Below are 22,055 nucleotides of genomic sequence, written 5' to 3'. Positions count from 1 at the left end.
TTATTGTCAGGAATAGTCTAGGAATCTGGTCAGGAGTATACAGAAGCAGGCCTGCCTTATAAAATACCTCTCTACTCCTGTCTATTTCAGATTGATCTTATTTTGCCGTACTCGTACTTGCCTTTGCTTCGAGCATGTACTTGTTCAGTTCTTTTGCCGTCCAGGGCACTACACGTCCTTGTGAAGTCACTCGGGTCATGCCCACCAGACGCTTGCTGATCGGCCCGGCCGAATTCCCCCATTCATTCCGGATGTAGGTCAGTATGGCCGTGAGCGAAGCATCGTCCATGGTTGAATGTGCGGGCATTACGGGCAAAATTTCCGGCTGATCGTACACACGTTTATTTACTTCAACCGGACCTTCCATCCCATGCAGGAGAATTAATGCCAGTCGTTTTTCATCGCCCGTAACCCAGTCGGAGCCAATAAGGGGCGGTCCAAAGCGACTTAAGCCTGCTCCGTCGGTACCGTGACAGCCCGAACAGGTATTCAGGAAAAGCTGCCGACCCGACGCAAACAGTTTTTGTTCCTCTTCATTCAGCAAGCTCTTTTTCTGCGTACTGCTTTTGGCCGCTACGTGACCAGGCCATTCAAACAAAGCAGCCAGTGCAGAAAGTCGGCTAGGGTCAATTGTAGAATTTGCCTGGGTTAAAATTCGGGGGCGGCTGCCAGTTTAACCGGCTTTCCTTTACGGTTGCTGCCGGCAATCGACATACCCGTTAGTATGGCTTTCTGCTGCCAGCTCAGTGTTTCCTTACTGCTTTCCAGCATTCCCAGCATAGCCGCCAGTTCCTCCGAACTTTGCTTTTGCACGATGGATGCCGTCAATTGTTCTACAAAAATTTCCTTTGCCGGTTGAGCCGTCTGCCATTGGGGATCTTTCATCAGCCGCTGCAAAAAAACAAATTCCTGATTTTGAAGGCTGCTCAACACCGCATCCCGCATAAGCGACGATGTCCCCTGCTGATCGACAATGCCCGCTAATACCTGATGCGCTACGTTCTGATCGAGCACGCTGGCCGAAAGCGCCATCTGCAACTGCTGCTGAACACTAGCCTTTTTCCAGTTTTTTAGCAGCTGCTCACCCAATTTAGTCCGAACAGTTTTGTCAGCTTTCGCAAACGGCTCCAGTAGACGTAACGCCGTACTGCTAACCAGCGAACTCGGGTCATTGACCAGTGACAGCAGAAGTTTTGGATTGCTTAATTTCAGACCGTCCAGCGTCCATAAGGCATGAAAGCGGCCTAACGTATCCCGACCCTTTGTCGCCAGATCGGTGAGTGCCTGACCCACCTTTTTATCGTTACGTTCAACCAATAACCGCTGTGCCATATCCCGATGCCATCCATCCGGATTTGACAGCTCGCTCACCAACGTCTCTGCTGAGGCATCTGACAGTTTTTTCGGTTTCTGCGATTGCCAGTTTTCCGGAACGATACGCCAGATTCGGCCCCGATTGACAGGTTTCTCCAACCCTCGCGCCAGCGTCTGTTCTTTCAGATAAGGCGTTACATAGGCTTCATGCTGAATGAGTCCCCGGTACATATCGGCAATGTAGAGTGCGCCATCCGGACCTGTTGCCTGATGAACGGGTCTGAACCGCTCATCCGTCGAAGCCAGAAATTCGGTTCCGGGATGCGGGTCGTGTGCCGCCAGCAGCAGCCCCTTCTCCTCAACCACATTACGTTTGATCAGATTACCGGCTGGTTCGCACACAAATACGTTGCCATGATACGCTGCGGGCAGGGTCGTTCCCCGGTAGAAAAGTGGTGAACAGGCAGCCGTAAATTCCTGAAGACGACCCTCTTTATCCAGCGTACCGGGTATATAACCGCGGTTTACCGCCGGTGTAGGTCGGATCGGATAAACCCGGCGGTCTAACGTAACGCCAAAATCAATGCCCGTTGTAGCTTTGTGATTTTTATTCCGTGACAGGTAATTGGGTGGCACTAGGTCAGCGTGCAGTTGCGACCAGTTGTAGTTGTAAAACAGGCGGCCTTTATCATCGTGACTAATCCCCCACTGCCCCCGAAACTCCGTGCTGTCGCGTTGCCACTTGCCGTCCATCAGTCGATACCGCACCCGCGACTTGGCGTTATAGTACCAGTTGTCCATGCTACGCCAGAGGCCGTTTGGTGCATGTTCGGGTAAGCCACCCGCCATATATTTCGGGTCCACCACGGTTTTGGTATCGGCTTTCAAATCGCCATTGGTGTCCTGAGTCAGCCATAAAGCTCCGTTTTCAGCGATCAACGCGCCGTTCGGAACCAGTGCAATGGCCCGTGGCATAATCAGGCTGTCGATGTAAATCCTGCTGACGTCCATCTGCCCATCGCCGTTGGTATCCTCCAGAATCGAAACGCGCCCAACGGGCTGGTTCTCCCCTTCGCCACTGACGTTTGGCATAAAACCCCGCATCTCTACGACCCAGAGCCGACCATCGGCATCGAACGTAATGACAACCGGGTCTTCAACCATCGGTTCAGCCGCAACAAGCTGAATTTTCAGGCCAGGCTCCAGTTTAAACGTAGTTAATTCTTCGGCGGGTGTTCGCACCGGCGAGGGACCTTCTTTCCAGGTAGTTCTAACGTTGGTATTAAAACTTAACAGACACAGAAGGCTAAACCCGATCAAGCAGCTATAATATCCGTGCTTACTCATGTGATTTCACTCTTGCATTATTACCAGATAAAGCATTATTAGAAAGATACTACTTGTAATTGACAGGGTTGGAGCGGCTTTTTTAATACGTTCCATCCTATAGCCGGTTTAATTGCCTTACCGTAACACGCTTTAATGGTTATTCCCAGGTAAGTCTAAGCAGGGATACGCCCTGACGAGGCAGCGGAAAATTCAGAGTAGCTTCTCCGTTTTTCACCGAAATCCACTCAGGCGACGTAAGCAACTGCAACTGTCCGGCTTTTTCAAGTTCAACAATTTGTTCAGCCGTAGGTGTTTTGGGAGAACCCATTTTTTTCCAGGCTTCGTACGAATTACTGAACTGTTTATCAATGCGATAATGCTGAAGCAGCACGTTCTGATTCGGTAAGCCCCGGAGCTGAATTGAAACGGGCGCGTCGGGCGCGGGCAGGTTGTCGTCATGATAATGCCAGACCATTACGGCTGCACTTTTGGCGTCTTTACTGGCTAAGGCATTGATGTCGGCTTCGGCCCGTACACTTTCGTTCCGGATACGGGCGTAGTCGTAAGCCAGGCCGCTTTTAACGGCTACCCGATTGCCCGGCATCATGCCGAACATGCGAAATACGTTCAGCACGGGTTTATCGACACCATTGGTAGCCAGATCGCGAAAACCCCGAAACCAGGCCTGATCTTCAAACTCAAACGCCCACGTAACGGCCCCCGCCAGATTGACGCCCCGCGACTCGGCCAGGTCATATTTTCGGGCAAAGGAAGCGGCTGTATAGCTGGAATACATCGTGCCATTTCGATAGGCATTTTGCGGGTGCAAATCCTCTGAACAGGCTGCGCAGCCTTCCGGGTCCGACTCACCAATAATGATCGGCAGGTTTTTCAGGCTTGGGTAAGACGCTACAATTTCAAAGCCTTTATCAATATCGCGAAGCTGCGTGCCCATGTTCATCTGTACAGCCCCGTTTACCACTTTTGGGGCCCCTTTGGCATGGAACGTAATAAAATCAATTGGCGTACCCACGTTGCCGGTCACGTAGTTTGTGCCCTTAACGACGTGATCCATAAACGCTTTGAAAAACTTCTGAGACCCTTCACTTCCGGGTCCTGTCACTTCCGGGCCACCAATTTTAGCTGTTGGCAAGGCTCGTTTTACGGCATCGGCTGTGTAATCATACAGCTTTATATATTCGTCGACAGTACCTTTCCAGTAGCTGATGTTCGGCTCATTCCACAGTTCCCAATACCAGCTTTCTACCTCTTTCAGGCCGTACCGCGTTACCGAGTGCTTCACCCATTGAAATACCAGTTCGCTCCATTTTTTGTAATCGGTTGGTGGATAAGCCCAGCCCGTGTAGATATCGTTATAATTATCGCCCGGCTTCCAGTAATGGCGGTACGGTTGCGGTTTGGTCGAAAGAGCTTCCGGCATGAATCCGATTTGGGCAATGGGCTTCATCCCCCGTTGGATATACGTATCGAAAATTTTATCGACAATGGTCCAGTCATATATCGGATTGCCCTTTTTATCCTCGGTATAGGCATTGGTCGAACCCCATTTCAAAGCTGCTGTTCCGTCGCCTGTAACGAGCAAACTGTGCGCGCGTACATTTACGGGCACTTTACTCAACTGTGCGATTTCGGTTAACAGCTTTCGGCCATCCTTCATGTAGGTATAGTTAGGCTCGTCATAGCCAAACCAGGCCCATATGGGCTTCAACGGTCCTTTCTCCGAATTAAGATCGACTTCTATTTTAACCGGTTTAGCCGGGTCAGCCTGTGCCAAACTTTTTGTGCTAACACATGTGCTGAACGTATTGAAACTGATTACTGCAAGCGTTAGCCACAAACGGCTTTTACCCTGGATCATAACTGGTACACAACCTGTTTTTTTAAATTGAACAGCAAAATCTTACAGGCACAAGCAACATCGGACAGGAAACTACTTTCCCTGATTAGCCAGCATAATTGACAAATGCCCGATTTACTTTACCGGCTTCGCTAAAAAACATCATCTCTACCGACCTCCGGTTTGTAGCGGTATTGACGTAATAAATTGTCACACTTTGCACTCCGCTCAGTACGTCCAGTAAGTCAAATCGCAGATCAGGTATTCTGCTAAGGCCCACCTGCCAGTATTCCCGCACGGCCAGTTCCCCTTCAACTACGCCCCCCGAATCAGGTTTGAGTACAGCCGCCATTGGCGTGTTAATGACAAAGTCATCCGTGTAATACGCCAGAATTTTATCCAGGTCGTGTGAGTTCCAGGACTCGATCCATTTCTGTGCAAAGTCGCGGGCAAATTCTTCAGTAATCATGGACTGGGTTAGATTTCAGGTCAAAGCTTCTTTAGTAGGAAATAGCTCATTTTCAATTCGGAACTAACTAGCTTAGACGTAGTGAGCCTACTTTCTTAATAAAGACGAACAAAGGCCAGACATAATCAATACAGTCATGAATAGACGAGAAGCGGTAGCCCAGACGGCCTGGATACTGGGTGGTGTGCTCTCAGCGCCTACCCTACAGGCCATGAATCGCTGGGAGGAGCTTACCAAACGTAAAAAAACTGGTTGGAATGCGACATCGCTGCTCAACGAAACGCAACGTGAAATTATGGCTCGCGTTACGGATCTCATTTTGCCGCATACTGATACGCCCGGCGCTCTCGATGTGGGCGTACCCGATTTTATCGAAATCATGCTACGTGACTGCTACAAAAAACCAGCGCAGGATACCTTTCTGGCTGGTCTTGGTCTGTTGGAGCAGAAAGGCTTCCTGGCGCTTCCACCCGACCAGCAGACAGCAACGCTCAAGCAGGTTGAGGCTGACGCGCAGAAATCCAGCGACCTTACGTTCTGGCAAATGATCAAAGAACAAACGCTACTGGGCTATTACACATCCGAAGCAGGCATAAAAGCCTCGTTTGATTATCAGCCTATTCCCGGCAAATTCGAAGCCATTAAAATTAAGCCCGGCCAAAAAGATTTCATGTACGGCAATCAAATATGACAGTCATTAGTCATTGGAGATTGGTCATTGGCCATTAGTTATTACTTCCTATGACCAATCTCCAATGACTACTGACTAACGATCAATGCCCAATGACAGCGAAGCGAAATGACTAATGACAAATTCACCCATTCGTTATTATGAACCTGAATATAAAAGCAGATAAAGACCAGACCTATGATGCCATCGTGGTTGGCTCAGGGATGACGGGCGGCTGGGCCGCTAAAGAACTCACCGAAAAAGGGCTAAAGGTACTGGTGCTCGAACGGGGATACGAACTCAAGCATATTGAAGATTACAAAATGGCGATGAAAGACCCCTGGGAATTTGAGCACCGGGGTAAAATCACCAACGTAGCCGCTGAAGAACACTACGCCACGATGTATTTTTCGGCCAAGGAAGGATCGCAATATCTGTATACTAACGACAAGGAAAATCCTTACATCCAGAAGCGGCCGTTCAACTGGATTCGGGCCTACCATACCGGCGGCAAGTCGTTACTCTGGGGCAAGCATACGTATCGCTGGAACCCGGAAGATTTTCTGGCAAACGCCAAACAGGGTATCGGTATCGACTGGCCCATTCGCTACGAAGATCTGGTGCCCTGGTACTCGTACGTCGAGAAATTTGTGGGTATCAGCGGGCAGGCCGAAGGGTTGGCGGTTTTGCCCGACAGTCATTTTCTGCCCCCAATGGCCATGACGGCTCCCGAAATTCATCTGAAAAAATCGGTAGCGCAAAAGCTCAATCGCCCGATCACCATTGGCCGGGTAGCGCACCTGACCAAAGCACAACCCCAGCATCTGGCCGTTGGCCGCACCGACTGCCAGTTTCGGAACCGATGCACGAGAGGGTGTCCCTATGGCGGCTACTTCAGTTCGCTGGCGGCTACGCTCCCGGCTGCGCGGAATACCCATCGACTGACCATCGTACACAACGCCATCGTAAAAGAAATTTTGCTGGACGATAAAGCCCAGAAAGCCAAAGGGGTACGGGTGATTGATCAGAATACGATGGAAGTACGGGAATTTTACGCCAAACTGATCTTTCTGAATGCGGGCACAATCGGCTCTACGTCGATCCTGATGAACTCCAAATCGGCTCGTTTTCCGAACGGTCTTGGTAATGACAGCGACCAGCTAGGACGTAACCTGATGGACCATCACCTGGCTATTGGCGCCCGTGCTGACATTGACGGGTTTGAGGATGATTATTATTTCGGCGCTCGACCGGGCAGCCTGTATATTCCCCGATTTCGCAACTGGGGCAACGATAAACGAGGTTACCTGCGTGGATTTGGTTATCAGGGGGGTGCATCCCGGGCCGACTGGTCGCGGGGGGCGGCTGAAACAGGCTTTGGTGCCGATTTCAAGAAGAAAATGACCCAGCCCGGCCCCTGGAAAATCAACCTCAGCGGCTTTGGTGAAGTGCTGCCCGACCCCAATAATCGCTTCTATCTCAGCGACGATCAGAAAGACCGGTGGGGAATGCCACAGGTCGTTTTCGACGCTGATTTCGGCGAGAACGAACGGGCCATGCGGAAAGACATTATGAACGACGGCGCCGAAATGCTGGAAGCAGCTGGCTTCAAGAACGTAGTGGCCTACGACAATCCGGTGGCGCACATGGGTCTGGGTATTCACGAAATGGGAACGGCTCGTATGGGCAGAGATCCCAAAACATCGGTGCTGAACAAGTTCAATCAGGTGCATACTTGCAAAAACGTGTTCGTTACGGATGGTTCCGGCATGACATCTGCGTCAAACGTAAATCCTTCGTTGACGTATATGGCCTTAACGGCACGGGCAGCCAATTACGCCGTAGCCCAACTGAAAGCACATAATCTTTAAAAACACCCTGCCATCCACTGAACGGGACTTTAGCGGATGATGGAATACCTTAACCCTGACGCATGGACAGACGAGTGTTTCTTAAAACAACGGGTGTCATAGGAGGAGCTGCGCTTACCGGAACAGCCGTTTCAGCCAGCCAGCTTACACCACCCGAAACGTACTGGCTCGATGGCCCCATGCGCTGGGCACAACTGGCGTTTGTCGAACGTGACCCCGGCCACTATGACCCCGATTTCTGGCTTGCTTATTTCAAGCGTATTCATGCCGATGGGGCTCTGCTCAGCGCCGGGGGCGTTGTTGCCTTCTACCCAACCCAGATTCCGCTTCACCACCGCAGCGACTTTCTGGGCAATGCCGATACGCTGGGGTATCTGGTGGAAGGCTGTAAAAAACAGGGCATGAAAATCATGCTTCGAACCGACCCGCACGCAGCCCGCCAGAACGTATACGACGCCCACCCCGACTGGATTGCTGTAACGGCCGACGGGCAAAAACGACGACACTGGGCCAACCCGGACTTGTGGGTAACCTGTGCGCTGGGCCCGTATAATTTCGAGTTCATGCCACAGGTGAACAAAGAAATTATGGAGCGCTTTCAGCCTGAAGGCATTTTTTCAAATCGATGGGCGGGTCATGATATTTGCTACTGCGAACATTGCCAGAGCAATTTCAAAACGTATGCAAACCTGGCGCTTCCGAAGCAGGCCGATAAGTTTGACGCTACGTATCGAAAGTGGACGGAGTGGCGCATGAAGCGACTTCGGGAGGTGTGGGCGTTGTGGGATTCGGGCATTCGGCAGCAGCGGCCGGGTTCACGGTTTATTCCAAACGGCTTTCCGGACAAAATTGTGACCGGCAAGGAAGCTGATCTATTTTTTGCCGACCAGCAGGCCCGGCGTGGGCTGATTCCTCCCTGGGTGAATGGCAAGGGGGCCAAAGAATTACGTTCTACCCTGGGTTTGAAACCACTGATCGGCATTTTTAGCGTTGGAATCGAAGAAGAATATCGCTGGAAAGATTCCGTCCAGAGCGATGCTGAAATACGTACCTGGGCCGCCGAAGGAATCGCAAATGGGATGCGTCCCTGTTTCGTAAAGTTCGGGGGCGATATTTACGACAAACGGTGGATGGATGCCGTAGCCCAGGTGTATGAAGCGCATTATAAGAACGAGAAATACCTGCGGAATACGGTTTCGTTAGCCCGCGTCGGAGTGGTCTATTCGGAGCAGACCGATCGTAATTATGGCGGTAAACCGTGGCAGCAGAAAAGCGCCGATCATCTGGACGGCATGTACCACGCTCTGGTTGAGAGCCGGATTCCGTTCGATATGGTCAACGATCGGCTCCTTACACCCGCTGATCTGAAACAGTTTAAGTTGCTGATATTGCCCAACATAGCAGCTTTGTCCGATCAACAATGCAAGCAGTTACAGGCGTTTGTCGATGCGGGCGGCAGTCTGGTGGCTACGTTTGAAACGTCGCTTTACGATGAAGAAGGCAGGCAGCGGCCTGATTTTGGGTTGGCCAGTCTGCTGGGTGTATCGTATGATCAGAAAGTAGAAGGCCCCATGCGCAACAGTTACCTGCAACTTCACCCCGACTCACAAAACAGCCAGACACAACTGATTCTGAAAGGGTTGGACAACACCCCCCGGATTATCAACGCGATTTATAAAGTCAACGTCAAACCAACCGCTACGTTCGCCAGCCCGATCACGCTCATTCCAACGTATCCTGACCTGCCCATGGAAGACGTTTACCCCCGCGTCACCACAACCGACACGCGTGAGCTTTATTTGCGGCAGGTGGGCAAAGGGCGTGTGGCTTATATGCCGGGCGATCTGGACCGTTCGTTCTGGCAAATGCTGAGCGTCGATCATGGTCAGCTGCTCAGCAACGTAATCCAGTGGGCGCTCGACGAAGAACCCATCGCCGACGTAACGGGACCGGGGGTTATCGACGTCAACATCTGGCGGCAGGCTACATCCATGACGGTTCACCTCGTCAACCTGACTAATCCGATGATGATGAAAGGACCATTCCGGGAGCTGATTCCGGTGGAGGCTCAGGTGGCCATAAACGTTCCAACAGGGATGAACGTAACCAGCGTTAAACTGCTCATGAGCGACCAGAAACCCAAATTTGAGCGCAAAGGGCGCAAACTAACGGTTTCCATACCCCGAATACTGGATCACGAAATAATCGCGCTGGATCTGGCATGAAGATGAATACTTTCCGTGGTCTCGTGGTGTCAGGCCGGGTGGCCGGTGCCACGAGACCACGGCATTCAAAACTATCGCATTAACCATACGTAACACATGGCCTGGAAACAAGTTATTGACCCGTTTCATAATATCGCGCTATCTGTAGTGGTTGCGTCCCTGCCCATTCTGTTTATCTTCTGGGCACTGATAATCAGACGCATGAAAGGCTACCAGGCCAGTTTGATCGCCATTGTCATAGCCATGCTCATTGCCATTCTGGTGTATGGCATGCCCGTCAAGCTAGCGTTGTTGTCGGCGGCACATGGGGCATTGTATGGCTTATTCCCGATATGCTGGCTGGTCGTCATGGCGGTATTCCTGTTCAACCTGACCGTCAAAAGTGGTCAGTTTGAGATTGTTAAACACTTCATGGCGTCCATTACGTCCGACCGGCGGTTACAGGCGTTACTGATCGCTTTTTCGTTCGGCTCCTTTCTGGAAGGAACTGCCGGGTTTGGAGCTCCTGTCGCCATTACAGCGGCCATGCTTGTTGGCCTGGGATTCAATCCGCTCTATGCCTCGGGCATCTGCCTGATTGCCAATACGGCCCCCGTTGCCTTCGGATCGATTGGTATCCCCATTACGGTAGCTTCACAGGTCTCCGGCATTCCCGAATTACCGATTTCGCAGATGGTCGGACGTACGCTACCGATCCTGTCGGTCATGCTTCCGTTCTATCTGGTAGCCATCATTGCGGGCGTCAAACGAGCGCGTGAAGTTGGCCCGGCGGTTCTGGTGTCGGGCGTATCGTTTGCTTTTCTTCAATATTTTTCCTCCAATTTTCTCGGGCCATCGCTACCCGACGTAATCGGTGGACTGGGCTCAATCATCTGCCTGATGGTCTTCCTTAAATTCTGGAAACCCAAAACGATCTGGCGCTTTGCCAACGAACCGGCCGCTACGTTCAATACAGACATTCAATATTCAACCCAGCAGATGATCAGAGCCTGGTCGCCCTTCATTGTGCTGACCATCATGGTGATTGCCTGGGGAATGCAACCCATCAAAGACGCGCTTAACTCAGCGGGTATGATTCAATTTGAATTTCCGGGTCTGCACAATGCCATTCAGGGTGGAGACGGTGCGCTATTGGCAAAAGTGTTTAAACTCAACTATTTATCGGCGGCCGGAACAGCTATCCTGATTGCCGCACTCGTCACGATTCCGATGGTTGGCCTGACGTACCGCGAAGGGCTGAGCGTGTTCGGCGCTACGCTGAATCAATTAAAATTCCCAATCCTGACCATTGCCTCCGTATTGGGCTTTGCCTACATCGTCAACGACTCAGGCATAACGTTGACCCTGGCCGACGTACTGGCCAATACAGGGGTACTTTTCCCATTTTTTGCCCCCGTATTAGGGTGGCTGGGCGTATTTATTACGGGTTCCGATACGTCGGCAAATGCCCTGTTCAGCAAGCTTCAATATGCTACGGCCCAGTCGATCGGTGTTGATCCGGTGGTGTCGGTGGCCGCCAACGTATCGGGCGGAGTGGTCGGCAAAATGATTTCACCCCAGTCGATAGCTGTGGCGGCTGCGGCTGGTGATCTGGTGGGGAAAGAATCTGAATTATTCCGCTTTACGGTAAAACATAGCTTTATCATGCTGGCTTTTATCTGCGTCATTACGCTGGCACAGGCTTACGTATTCAAATGGATTATTCCGGTATACGAAATGATTGATGCCAAAAAGGCTGTGACCTTGCCCGACGTATCGAAAGGCTACACGTATCTGGCTATTCTGGTTGTGCTGCTGGTGATCATCGCCGTTTCCGTTTTACGTCTTTCCAGAAAAAATCAACGAACACCCACGCTGGCGAACTAACTTTCGGGCGAAAATTAGTTCGCCCGAAAACATACAACCGATAAAACGTAACGATGAAGATTGTCGTATTAGATGGGTACACCCTGAATCCGGGCGATTTATCCTGGGAAGGCTTAGAAAAACTTGGCAACGTAACGGTTTATGATCGCACCCCCGCCGACCAAATTCTGGAACGGGCATCCGATGCCGACATTCTGTTCACCAACAAAACTCCACTTGGCGAAGATATTCTGGAAAAGTTGCCAAACCTTATGTTCATTGGCGTACAGGCAACCGGCTATAACATCATCAACACCGACGTAGCGAAAAAGAACGGGGTGATCGTGAGCAACGTACCGGGCTATGGCACTCCTTCAGTGGTGCAGATGACCTTTGCCCTGCTGCTTGAGCTGACTCAGCACGTAAAACACCATAGCGATGCGGTGCGCGAAGGCCGCTGGGCAAAGTCGGTAGACTGGTGCTTCTGGGATTATCCGCTGGTCGAGCTGGCCGACAAAACCATCGGCATCATAGGTTTTGGTAGTATTGGCGAGAAAGTAGGTGATATTGCTACAGCTTTTGGCATGAACGTCATCGGGTCAAAACGGCATCAAACGGATCAGTCGAAGCGGAAGAATTTCCGTTGGGCCGAGGTCCCCGAACTGCTGGAGCAATCCGACGTGGTGAGCATTCACTGCCCCTTAACTCCCGAAACCAAAGGCCTTATCAACACGGAAAACCTGAAACGCATGAAGCCCTCGGCGTTTCTGCTCAATACGTCCAGAGGACCAATTGTAGTGGACCAGGATCTGGCCGATGCACTCAACACCGGCGTTATTGCGGGTGCCGGTATCGACGTATTATCTGTTGAACCACCCTCCGCCGATAACCCATTATTCACCGCCAGGAACTGCCTGATTACTCCGCATATTGCCTGGGCTACGAAGGAAGCCCGTTCACGACTTATGGATATCACGGTTGCGAATCTGGCCGCTTTTCTGGATGGCAGGCCGATTAACGTAGTGAATGGGTAATTTTTTTGAGTTGACTGCAATGACGGATTCCATACGCAAGCTGGCCCTCACCCTGTGGGACTATCACCACCTGAATCATGAGCTGGCCAAATCTGACGCGATTTTAGTACTCTGTAGCCATGACATTCGGGTGGCGCAACGTGGAGCGGAACTCTTTCTGGCAGGCTGGGCTCCCCTACTGATCTTCTCTGGCGGGTTGGGTGTAATCACAAAGCACATGTGGTCGAAGCCCGAAGCCGAGCTGTTTGCCCGAATAGCGATGGACATGGGCGTACAAAACGAGAGGATTGTGATCGAAAACCGATCCAGCAATACGGGCGAAAACGTACTGTTTACGAAACAGTTGCTCGAACAGCGCGGCCTGGAAATGGAGCGATTCATAGTCGTACAGAAACCCTACATGGAACGGCGGAGCTATGCTACGTTTAAAAAAGTGTGGCCCCAGAAAGACGTAATCGTTACGTCGCCCCAGGATTCGTTTGACGAGTATTTGAGCCGGTATACCAACCCGGCACTCACCCCTGACGATGTAATCAGTATCATGGTGGGTGACCTTCAACGCATACAATTGTATCCCGAAAAAGGCTTTCAGATACCGCAGCCAATCCCTGATGAAGTGTGGGTAGCCTACGAAGCCCTGGTCAAAGCGGGCTACAACCGGCATCTGGCTTCCGCTTAATAAATCGCAATGGCCGGTTTACCGAAAAATGAAACTAACCATTTTTGAGAAGCTTTCTACGTTGGCGGCCGTGGTGTCGGATTCTTCAATCCGACACCACGAATTTCTCAAAACCTCACGAGTCAGGTTTGAGAACCTGACTCCACTAAAAAAACAACAAGAACATCTCATCGGGCAAAGTGATAAAAGTCAGGAGCTATATTCTCCAATACATTATAGTGCAGAGAATCATTACTTACTTTTTTTTTACTGTAAAGAAACCCTTCCTCCCCGTACATCGCTGAGACTTTCCAACGGTAAAAAATCGCTTGTTTGTTAATAGCAATATCGGCGATATCCGTGGTTTTCATCGCCGTTATGATTCTGCTAACTCGCGCACTATCAATATTACGTTGCTGGAGCAATGAGTCAAGGCGAGAAAATTTATTCCTGTTTGCCTCGTCATAATATGTCTGATAGAAACCTAAATCCGGTTCATTGCCAAACGTTCGTTTTTCCAGATTTATAACTAATCCATCGACAACTATATATTCATTTTTAGGCAGAACTGCTATATTTTTAGTACTATCTAACTGCGTAATCAGGTGGTGAAGGTGTTGAAAAGATTCGCTTTTAATAAGTGTTGCACTGTCAGTTTTCCTGGTGCATAATTCTGGCAAAAAAATCAGCAACGCGAAAAAAACGGGTATAGATAGCAACGTCAATAAACCAATACCCAGTGCTTTAATCAGTTGAATGAAAAATTGCATAAGCGGCTACAAAACGCAAAGATATGGACTAGTTGTCATATTTTACTTTTAGCAACCAAACATCAAAAACAGGAAATGTAAATTTCATCTGCTGGATCACACCGATTTAAGCAGCTTCATACCAAAACCGGATGTCGAGGGTGGAATAAGTTGGCCTTTAACGATTTTGTAATCGCCGAAATCAATGTCTTCGCAGGTGCAGGGAACCCCTTCAATGGTAACGGTATTGCCTAAACCACCCGTCAGATGGGCCGTGTAATTGGTTTTGAGCACCTCACCAAAGGCGTGGGGGGATGCCTGAATGCCCATTTTTTGAAGCTCAGGCATAAGTTTTCGCCAGGGCGTAAAACCATAGCCCATAATATCGGTGATGTGTACGTCGATCAGTTTTTGGGTTTCCAGTTCGCGGAGTAGTTTCTGGTCGGGCTCGTACTCACCATCGGCAAGAAGGGTTTTAACCTTGTTGCTTTTCAACCAGTCCCGTAGCTTTCGATAATCGGCTACGGTTTCGGCAAAGGGCTCTTCAATCCAGAACAACGGTATATCGCCAATCCCTTTCAGGTAAGCAATCATCGTATCAACGGTGAAGCCATCATTTCCATCGACCAGAATTTCGCAGTCAGGAAAGGTTTTGGCGACCAGTTTTGTTACGTCCACATCCCGCTGTACGCCCTCCTCCCGCGACATCCACATATTACCCCGGCCAATTTTTAGCTTGAACTGCCGATAACCCAGTTTATAATCGTTGGTGCAGTTTTCAATCACTTTATCAAACCCATTCGCCAACGTACCGACCTTTCCTTCTTTTGGCTCCAGCTCGTCGAAGTAAATCATTCCGCTGTAGCATTTGGTCAAAATTGGCTTTTTCCGACCCATCATCTGATAAACAGGCTGTTGCAGAATCGAACCGGCCAGATCGTGCAGCGGTATATCAAAGGCCAATGCTTTTGGATCGGTTACGCCAGCAGCGGGCTGAAACAAATCGGCAACGGGTTTCCCTTTTATGTACGTAATCAGTTCGTCGTTGCGCCGACCGTTTGGCAAGCCCCAGCCTTTGGCGCCCTGATCGGTAGCGAGAACGCAGATCGTAACTTTGGGACCGTACCCATGAATGTCGCGACGGGCATTTTTACCCACAAAACGGGGCCACTTTAGTTGCACCTCCGTATAGCTGACATCGGCGATCTTGTGCCTGGCCAGCTCATCAGCTCCTGCATATTCGGCGGCTCGGCTGACGGCCGACGGCCCCAGCATGAGGGCCGATGCCGTTGCACCAGATAATTGATTCAGGAATGTTCTACGTTGCATGGTGGTCGTGAGATTTATTTGAACAAAGGGGCGTGAATCTGACGTAGCGTCTCAATCGGAATCTTGATGATTTCGCGGTCGTAGGTTAGCAGGCCGTTCACTTCGCCCTCTACGTCGGTCGTTTGCGTATACACTGCCGCCGACAGCGCCTGCTTTTGATAATAGTCAATGATTTTGGCGTATTTCTTCTGGTAGGCTTTCAGCACCTCATCGGCCGACTGATACGTCTGATACCCCCAGTTTCGCATTTCCGGATTCCACAGATGCCCCTGAACTGGCCAGCCAATCCCCCCGAATTCGCCAATAACAACCACGCGGTTTGCTTTTGCTTCGGGAGCACGGGGTTCGGGTTCGTACGTGTGAATGTCGTAAAAATCGCCAGCGTTCCGGTCATTCCATCCGCTTACGGCATTCACGACCCGGCTCGGATCGATTCCTTTGACCCAGGCCGCCAGTCGTTGATTTTCGTATTGCCCCCACCCTTCGTTGTGCACCACCCACGTAACAATGCTCGGGTGGTTGTGCAGACGATTCATCATCCGGCGCAACTCCAGTTCAAACTGCTCCATCCCTTTCGCCCGACGTATCGGCTCCGTCTGATCGCCGGGGGATTCGTTCTGACCTTCCAGAAAACCCGAAGGCATATCCTGCCAAACCAGCATACCGAGTTTGTCACATAAGTAGTAATAGCGGTCGGGTTCAACTTTAATGTGCTTGCGGAGCATATTGAAGCCTGATTTTTTCAGAAAGTCGATCTCGAATGTCATGGCTTCCTCGGAAGGCGGAGTGAGCAGTCCGGCGGGCCACCACCCCTGATCGAGCGGACCGTTCTGAAACACAAACTTATTGTTCAGCAACAAAACCGGCTGCCCGGATACTGGTCCCGGTCCAACCGAAATCTTCCGCATGGCAAAATAACTCGTCACTACGTCGAGCGAATTACCCGTTACGATAGCATTGGCATAAGCGGCCCGTTCGGTTTCATTGCGACGGGGGCGCCGGTTATTGGCCGTTCCAACAAACGGGTCGTTAACGGTTACCAACTCCACCCGCAAATTGTACAGAAACGGGTTCTCTGTCGACCAAAGTTTAGGGTTGTTGATCGGCAGATAGCCGACGCGGCCTTCCCGAACCGTGGTTGTCGCTACGGTCTGCTGTCCATCCAATGCCGTTATTCGAATGGCCGTTGTCGGATTGGTTGAGGGTTTATCGAGCAATACAGCTACCCGAACGCGCCCGGAATCAACTTCCGGCGTTACCCGGATTTCTTCAATAAATCGCTCTTTAGGCACTGGCTCCATCCAGACCGTTTGCCAGATGCCCGACACAGGCGTGTACCAGATGCCATTCGGGTTCAGCAACTGCTTGCCGCGCGGCTGTTCGCCCGTCGATGTTGGGTCCGTTACGCCCAGAACGAGTTGATTTTGGCCTTCTTTTAAGTAATCCGTCAGGTCGAACGAAAAGGCATCGGAGCCGCCCGTATGCGAGCCGACCAGGCCGCCATTCACCCACAGGCTGCACTCATAATCGACTGCGCCAAAGTGCAGAAGTACCCGTTGGCCGTTCCATTCGCGGGGTATTGTTACGTTCCGGCGATACCACAACCGCTGATCGGGCGTAAGCGATTTTGTCACTTTCGATAAGGTCGATTCAACGCAGAAGGGTACGAGAATCTGGCCCTGAAATGTGGTCGGGGCAGGGGCCGTTTTGGGCGTAATGGCATATTCCCACATGCCGTTCAGGTTTTGCCACTGCTGACGTACCAGTTGCGGACGAGGATATTCACGCCAGGCGTTTTCAGCCGTGATCTGCTTCTCCCAGCGACTCATGATCGGAGCCGGACGTAATTGTGGGGCGGCTGGCGCGGGGGTCTGCGCCAGGTTTGGCGTTAGGTGGGTTACGCTTAACGAAAACAGGATAAAGGGAAGTAATTTATTGGCCATGAAGTAGTGAGATATTTTAAGAATCAGCCGGGTAAAACGTCCTCCGTCTCAGGTTTCCAGTAAAAGGCATTTTTTCCTGAAGCTACTTTCTTCTAAACAAATACGCTTCCGGTCAGCATTTAAAGTCAACAGAATGTAAAAAAGTAAGCCCCGGCTTTTTGACCGATCATACAGTCAAAAAGCCGGGGCTAATTTGTTAAGAAAACCTCTTTCCTATTTCTGCTCGAATTTATCCTTATAGGTCTTGTACAGGCGCTTATGCCGGTCGTCCAGGTTCACTTTTCTACCCTGAATAAACACCTGTTCGATGACATTGGTCCGCATGTCCAGCGCATCGCCCGAGGAAACAAACAACGTTGCCTGTTTGCCTTTTTCAAGCGTACCCGCGAGGTTATCGATGCCCAGGATTTTAGCCGTGTTCGACGTCACCATCTTCAGCGCTTCTTCATGATCGCCCACACCGAATCCGGCAGCGGTTCCGGCCAGAAACGGCAGGTTCCGGGTCCGCCACCATTCGTCGGCGTAGCTAAGCCCCACCAGTACACCGGCTTTTTGCAGAATACCCGGCATCCGGTACGGCAGATCAACATCCTCATCTTCGCGGTTCGGCAGTCGGTGCAACGCACTCAGAATAACTGGTACGTTATTATCTTTCAGGAACGTAACGACCCGATTGGCTTCTTCGCCCCCGACAATAACGACTTTTTGAACACCCACTGCTTTAGCGAACGTAACAGCGTCGATAATGTCCTTGCCATAATCTGCCCGGATATACAGATTTTGTTTACCCGAAAAAAGCCCTTTCATGGATTCCATTTTCAGGTTTTTAGGCATTGGATTCGGTAAGGCGGCATAAGCTTTGGCATCCGCAAACGTAGCCCGTAAGGCATCAATCGCAGCTGCCCGTTTTTCATCTTTCTTAACAGTCGTCGTGAAATCGTCGAAGTTGAAGTTCCGGGTGAAATACGTTGGCCAGTTCAGCCAGATGCCATCATCTTTTTTCAGAACGGCATCTTCCCAGTTCCAGCCATCGGCCATCATGACGCTTGAACTTCCCGAGATTGTGCCCCCTGCGGCATGGCCTGTGTGAGCAGTACCCCGTTGTTACGTATCGTCGGGATGATTTCCGAATCGGTGTTGTAGGCAATCAGCGAGCGAACATTAGGGTTCAGAATACCAATTTCCTGTTTATCGACCGTCGCGCGAACGGCGCCAATTTCCTGTAAGCCTACTGTTGATGCGGGCGAAATCAGACCGGGATACACGTGTTTGCCCGATACGTCGACGACGTCTACGTCGGTAAGATTCAGCCGAACAAGGGTTCCATCAACGACATTGGTTATGACACCATTAGTGAACAGGACAATGCCATTCGGAACTACCTGTCCATTGCCAATGTGAACGGTTCCACCCGTCAGCGCAATGGTTTTGGTCTGTGGCCTTGCCGGAGCCGGATTCTGGCCGTAGCCTGTCAGCGCAACCAGAGTCAATATGGGTAATACTAGTTTTTTCATCTTGTGATATAATTTGACTGGTCAATGGGCATTAGTCAGCTGTCATTTGTTGTTATGACCAATGACGGCGAAGCCAAATGACCAGTGACAAATGACTAATTTCTATTTTCTTCGCCTTCAGCCATTACGCCTTCTACGTCTTCGCAGTGCCACATACGCGCCCGACGGAATGTGGGTCGGGTTGTCGATGCGCCACTGGATTTGGCCGTAATCATTTTCTGAATCAGTCGGGCGCGTTCGGCCTGCATCAATTCACGCTTACGATCTTCCTCTTTCAGGCTGAAATAGGTAGCGCCTTCAATCATCGTGATTTCCGGACGGGCATAAATAGAGAGCGGATTGGTATTCCAAAGAACCAGATCCGCATCTTTGCCCACTTTGATGCTGCCAAGGCGACTGTCTAAATGAAGCAGTTTGGCCGGATTGAGCGTAACCATTTTCCAGGCATCTTCTTCGGGAATACCGCCGTATTCAACTGTTTTGGCCGCTTCCTGATTCAGGCGACGGGCCATCTCGGCATCATCAGAATTGATGGATACCGTTACGCCCTGCCGGTGCATGAGGGCCGCATTGTAAGGAATCGCATCGTGCACTTCCATTTTGTAAGCCCACCAGTCGGCAAAGGATGAGCCACCCGCCCCGTGTTTCGCCATTTTATCGGCCAGCTTATACCCTTCCAGAATGTGCGTGAACGTATTGACTTTGAAGCCCAGCGAATCCGCTACTTTCATCAACATGTTGATCTCCGACTGAACGTAGGAGTGGCACGTAATGAAACGCTTGGCCGACAGGATTTCAGCCAGGGCATCCAGTTCAATATCCCGACGCGGAGCGGTGGCCGTTGCTTTCTGCTTCGCGCTTAGGGCATTATACGAAGTCCATCCGGCTGCGTACTCTTTCGCCCGTGTGAAATGGTCCATATACACCTGCTCCACGCCCATACGGGTCTGTGGGAATCGAACCCGGTTGGCATCGCCCCAGTTTGCCTGCTTTACGTTTTCACCGAGAGCAAACTTGATGAAACCATCAGCCCCTTTGATGAGCATCCCTTCCGGCGACTCACCCCATTTGAGTTTGACAATGGCCGACTGTCCGCCGATGGAATTGGCCGAACCATGCAGCAGTTGCGAGGTAGTTACCCCACCCGCCAATTGCCGGTAAATATTGATGTCGTCGGGATTGATCACATCCGCCATCCGCACCTCTGCCGAACTCGACTGTCCGCCTTCATTAATCGATAACAGAGCGATGTGCGAGTGTTCGTCAATAATGCCGTTGGTCAGGTGTTTACCCGTTCCGTCAATGACTTTAATATCGGCCGGTACGGGGAGATTTTTACCAACCTTGGAAATCTTACCACCCGAAACCAGCACATCGGCATTTGCCAGAATCCCCTCTTTTTCGTTCGTCCAGACAGTAGCGTTCCGGATCATCACTGTTTCGGCTTTGGGCTTTTGAGCGTTCCCCATGCCAACGAACGGATAGATTACCGTGGCCGTTGTGCTGCCCGGCGACGTAGCGGTGGTGGAGGTTGCCATAGCCGCCGTTGTACTCGTAGCAGTAGTCGATGTGGGCGTATCACCGGTACGTACCGCCGTCCAGGTAATCGCCTTGCCATCCGGCGATTCACCGTCTCCCTTGATGGCTGTACCAGTACGGTAACCGGTCAGGCGCGTCGTGCCGGGCTGCTTTTTATCGAGCTGTACCTGCATGGAAATCAGGTCACCCGACCAAACTACTTTAGGGGTTACTTTAACCGTATCGACCATAATCTGGTACTCCGGCTTATCCACTGATTTTCCGCTGATGGTCAGCTTCAGGTTCGAGCGGTTTCCGATGGTCAGGTTCCAGACACCGCGCGGATCGGCCGCATCTTTACTCGTAACAACGTATTGTTTGCCACGCATCCAGTTTTCAAAAATCACATTGTCGGCGCTAAACAGGTTGCCAGACGTAATGATGAAATTGGCTAATCGGCCTTTCTGTAACGTACCGACCATATCTTCGGCATGAATCAGCCGGGCCGGTATGGTGGTAAGTGCTTCAAGAGCTTTTTGCTCCGACAAGCCATTTTCGATGGCCTTCCGAAGATTTGGCCAGAACTCCGCTTTGTTCTTCAGCCCTGCGGTTGTAAGGGCAAACTCGATACTGGCAGAGGCCAGCCGCCCGGCATTCATGGGGGCCATTTCCCAATGCTTAAGTTCGGCAAGCGATACGTTGTCGGCATCCCAGGGATCTTCCACATCATAAGCCGTTGGGTAGTTCAGAGGGACAATCAGTGGTGCACCCGTCGCTTTTACTTCCTCAAGCCGCTGGTATTCATCGCCACCGCCCCGGATGATGTATTGCATACCGAATTCATCGCCAATTTTATCTGCCCGTAAAATGCCCAGTTTGTCGCCAGCTTCGAAAATAGACGGCAGTGAACGATTGCGGCTTAACGCTTCGAGCGACATATTGGCCTGCTCTTTACTGCCGCCCTTTTTATACCAGTCGGCGTCGTACATAGCCTGCCGCAGCAAGGCTACCGAACCCATCATTGAGTTTGGGTAGGTCTGTCCAGAGCTTCCTTTGCTGAATGAATAATGTGCCGTTGCATTCGGTTTCAGGACGACCGTATTTTCACGGTCGTCGGCCAGCGTAACCAGCGCACCCGTTCCGCGGGCAACGCCATCGTGCGGGTAGACAAGCACCGCACCAAAGCCCAGCTTACGCAGTTCATCGGCTTTCTCCGAAGCGGCCTTAAACAGCAGACTACCATCATTTTCGGGCTGAATTGCCTGGTTCCAGTAATACGCCCCTTTTTTGTTCGACTCCAGTTGCGGAGCGCCAAAAAAACCGCGACGCTCAATTTTTACTTCGGGCATACCATAATCGGAGTCAATATCGACCAACCCCGGATAAATTCGTTTGCCTTTCAAATCGGTCACAACGGCACCGGCAGGCAGATTGACAGACGTACCAACGGCTTCGATACGGCCGTCGCGGATGAGCAGGGTAGCATTCTGCAGCGTGGTTTGCGGATCGACAATGATCGTCGCGTTTGTAAAGGCATAAAGCCCAGGTCGTTCGTCATAAACACCGTTGCGGGGAAAGGTCGTCTGCGCCACAGCGGTATACATCAGACCCGTTGCAAGAAGGCCTGTCAGGAAATGTTTAATCATGAAATCGATAGAGTTGATGATTGGTACAACCGCCAAAAGTACGCAAATACAGCCGCCATACGTTGTTTTTCACCAAAGATTCT

12 protein-coding genes and 2 pseudogenes are annotated in these 22,055 nt (G+C 51.0%); 6 read left to right on the top strand and 8 right to left on the bottom strand.

Translation table 11 applies throughout. From position 1 onward, the window contains the following. Positions 1-97: 97 nt before the first annotated feature. The 3 genes and pseudogenes from LN737_RS16850 to LN737_RS16840 form a co-directional block, all read right to left on the bottom strand. A pseudogene (locus LN737_RS16850) lies at positions 98-2,661 on the bottom strand (c-type cytochrome). A gap of 139 nt (positions 2,662-2,800) precedes the next feature. After that, on the bottom strand, positions 2,801-4,522 hold the full coding sequence (locus tag LN737_RS16845) for a GH39 family glycosyl hydrolase (protein WP_405510958.1): 1,722 nt from the start codon (positions 4,520-4,522) through the stop codon (positions 2,801-2,803). A gap of 85 nt (positions 4,523-4,607) precedes the next feature. Next, complete coding sequence (locus tag LN737_RS16840; RefSeq protein ID WP_405510957.1) at positions 4,608-4,970, bottom strand: nuclear transport factor 2 family protein; 363 nt, start codon at positions 4,968-4,970, stop codon at positions 4,608-4,610. 136 nt (positions 4,971-5,106) lie between these two features. Between LN737_RS16840 and LN737_RS16835 the strand changes: the two genes are divergently transcribed. From LN737_RS16835 to LN737_RS16810, 6 genes are all read left to right on the top strand, one after another. Continuing rightward, positions 5,107-5,661, top strand: coding sequence for a gluconate 2-dehydrogenase subunit 3 family protein (locus tag LN737_RS16835; RefSeq protein ID WP_405510956.1), 555 nt, complete (start codon positions 5,107-5,109; stop codon positions 5,659-5,661). Between the two features lie 140 nt (positions 5,662-5,801). Beyond that, positions 5,802-7,511 (top strand): GMC oxidoreductase, encoded by a 1,710-nt coding sequence (locus LN737_RS16830; protein ID WP_405510954.1) that lies wholly within the window; start codon positions 5,802-5,804, stop codon positions 7,509-7,511. Positions 7,512-7,573: 62 nt separating this feature from the next. Next, positions 7,574-9,736 carry an alpha-amylase family protein gene (locus tag LN737_RS16825; protein WP_405510953.1) on the top strand — a complete coding sequence of 721 codons (2,163 nt, stop codon included), beginning with the start codon at positions 7,574-7,576 and terminating at the stop codon, positions 9,734-9,736. Between the two features lie 96 nt (positions 9,737-9,832). After that, positions 9,833-11,602, top strand: a complete 1,770-nt coding sequence (locus LN737_RS16820) for an L-lactate permease (protein WP_405510952.1) — start codon at positions 9,833-9,835, stop codon at positions 11,600-11,602. Positions 11,603-11,655: 53 nt separating this feature from the next. After that, positions 11,656-12,615 (top strand): D-2-hydroxyacid dehydrogenase, encoded by a 960-nt coding sequence (locus LN737_RS16815; protein ID WP_405510951.1) that lies wholly within the window; start codon positions 11,656-11,658, stop codon positions 12,613-12,615. Positions 12,616-12,634: 19 nt separating this feature from the next. After that, positions 12,635-13,294, top strand: coding sequence for a YdcF family protein (locus LN737_RS16810; protein WP_405510950.1), 660 nt, complete (start codon positions 12,635-12,637; stop codon positions 13,292-13,294). A 167-nt stretch (positions 13,295-13,461) separates the two neighbouring features. On the opposite strand, the gene LN737_RS16805 is transcribed toward LN737_RS16810, so the two are convergent. The 5 genes and pseudogenes from LN737_RS16805 to LN737_RS16785 form a co-directional block, all read right to left on the bottom strand. Further along, positions 13,462-14,043 (bottom strand): hypothetical protein, encoded by a 582-nt coding sequence (locus LN737_RS16805; protein WP_405510949.1) that lies wholly within the window; start codon positions 14,041-14,043, stop codon positions 13,462-13,464. Between the two features lie 96 nt (positions 14,044-14,139). Continuing rightward, positions 14,140-15,351 (bottom strand): enolase C-terminal domain-like protein, encoded by a 1,212-nt coding sequence (locus LN737_RS16800; protein WP_405510947.1) that lies wholly within the window; start codon positions 15,349-15,351, stop codon positions 14,140-14,142. A 14-nt stretch (positions 15,352-15,365) separates the two neighbouring features. After that, the gene (locus LN737_RS16795) at positions 15,366-17,294 is read right to left on the bottom strand and encodes a glycoside hydrolase family 2 protein (RefSeq protein ID WP_405510946.1); all 1,929 of its coding nucleotides are present in this window, start codon (positions 17,292-17,294) and stop codon (positions 15,366-15,368) included. A gap of 213 nt (positions 17,295-17,507) precedes the next feature. Then, a pseudogene (locus LN737_RS16790) lies at positions 17,508-18,808 on the bottom strand (amidohydrolase family protein). Between the two features lie 95 nt (positions 18,809-18,903). Continuing rightward, positions 18,904-21,972, bottom strand: coding sequence for an amidohydrolase family protein (locus tag LN737_RS16785; RefSeq protein ID WP_405510945.1), 3,069 nt, complete (start codon positions 21,970-21,972; stop codon positions 18,904-18,906). Between the last annotated feature and the right edge of the window lie 83 nt (positions 21,973-22,055).

The organism is Spirosoma sp. KNUC1025, assembly GCF_045160025.1.
Taxonomy (GTDB): Bacteria; Bacteroidota; Bacteroidia; order Cytophagales; family Spirosomataceae; genus Spirosoma.
The sequence above is the reverse complement of the archived record's forward strand: the minus strand, read 5'-3'. Positions and strand labels throughout refer to the sequence as shown.

Bases quoted from the DNA above. Each gene is read 5' to 3' on its own strand.
- LN737_RS16845 (WP_405510958.1), bottom strand. From the start codon at position 4,522: ATGATCCAGGGTAAAAGCCGTTTGTGGCTAACGCTTGCAGTAATCAGT.
- LN737_RS16840 (WP_405510957.1), bottom strand. From the start codon at position 4,970: ATGATTACTGAAGAATTTGCCCGCGACTTTGCACAGAAATGGATCGAG.
- LN737_RS16835 (WP_405510956.1), top strand. From the start codon at position 5,107: ATGAATAGACGAGAAGCGGTAGCCCAGACGGCCTGGATACTGGGTGGT.
- LN737_RS16830 (WP_405510954.1), top strand. From the start codon at position 5,802: ATGAACCTGAATATAAAAGCAGATAAAGACCAGACCTATGATGCCATC.
- LN737_RS16825 (WP_405510953.1), top strand. From the start codon at position 7,574: ATGGACAGACGAGTGTTTCTTAAAACAACGGGTGTCATAGGAGGAGCT.
- LN737_RS16820 (WP_405510952.1), top strand. From the start codon at position 9,833: ATGGCCTGGAAACAAGTTATTGACCCGTTTCATAATATCGCGCTATCT.
- LN737_RS16815 (WP_405510951.1), top strand. From the start codon at position 11,656: ATGAAGATTGTCGTATTAGATGGGTACACCCTGAATCCGGGCGATTTA.
- LN737_RS16810 (WP_405510950.1), top strand. From the start codon at position 12,635: ATGACGGATTCCATACGCAAGCTGGCCCTCACCCTGTGGGACTATCAC.
- LN737_RS16805 (WP_405510949.1), bottom strand. From the start codon at position 14,043: ATGCAATTTTTCATTCAACTGATTAAAGCACTGGGTATTGGTTTATTG.
- LN737_RS16800 (WP_405510947.1), bottom strand. From the start codon at position 15,351: ATGCAACGTAGAACATTCCTGAATCAATTATCTGGTGCAACGGCATCG.
- LN737_RS16795 (WP_405510946.1), bottom strand. From the start codon at position 17,294: ATGGCCAATAAATTACTTCCCTTTATCCTGTTTTCGTTAAGCGTAACC.
- LN737_RS16785 (WP_405510945.1), bottom strand. From the start codon at position 21,972: ATGATTAAACATTTCCTGACAGGCCTTCTTGCAACGGGTCTGATGTAT.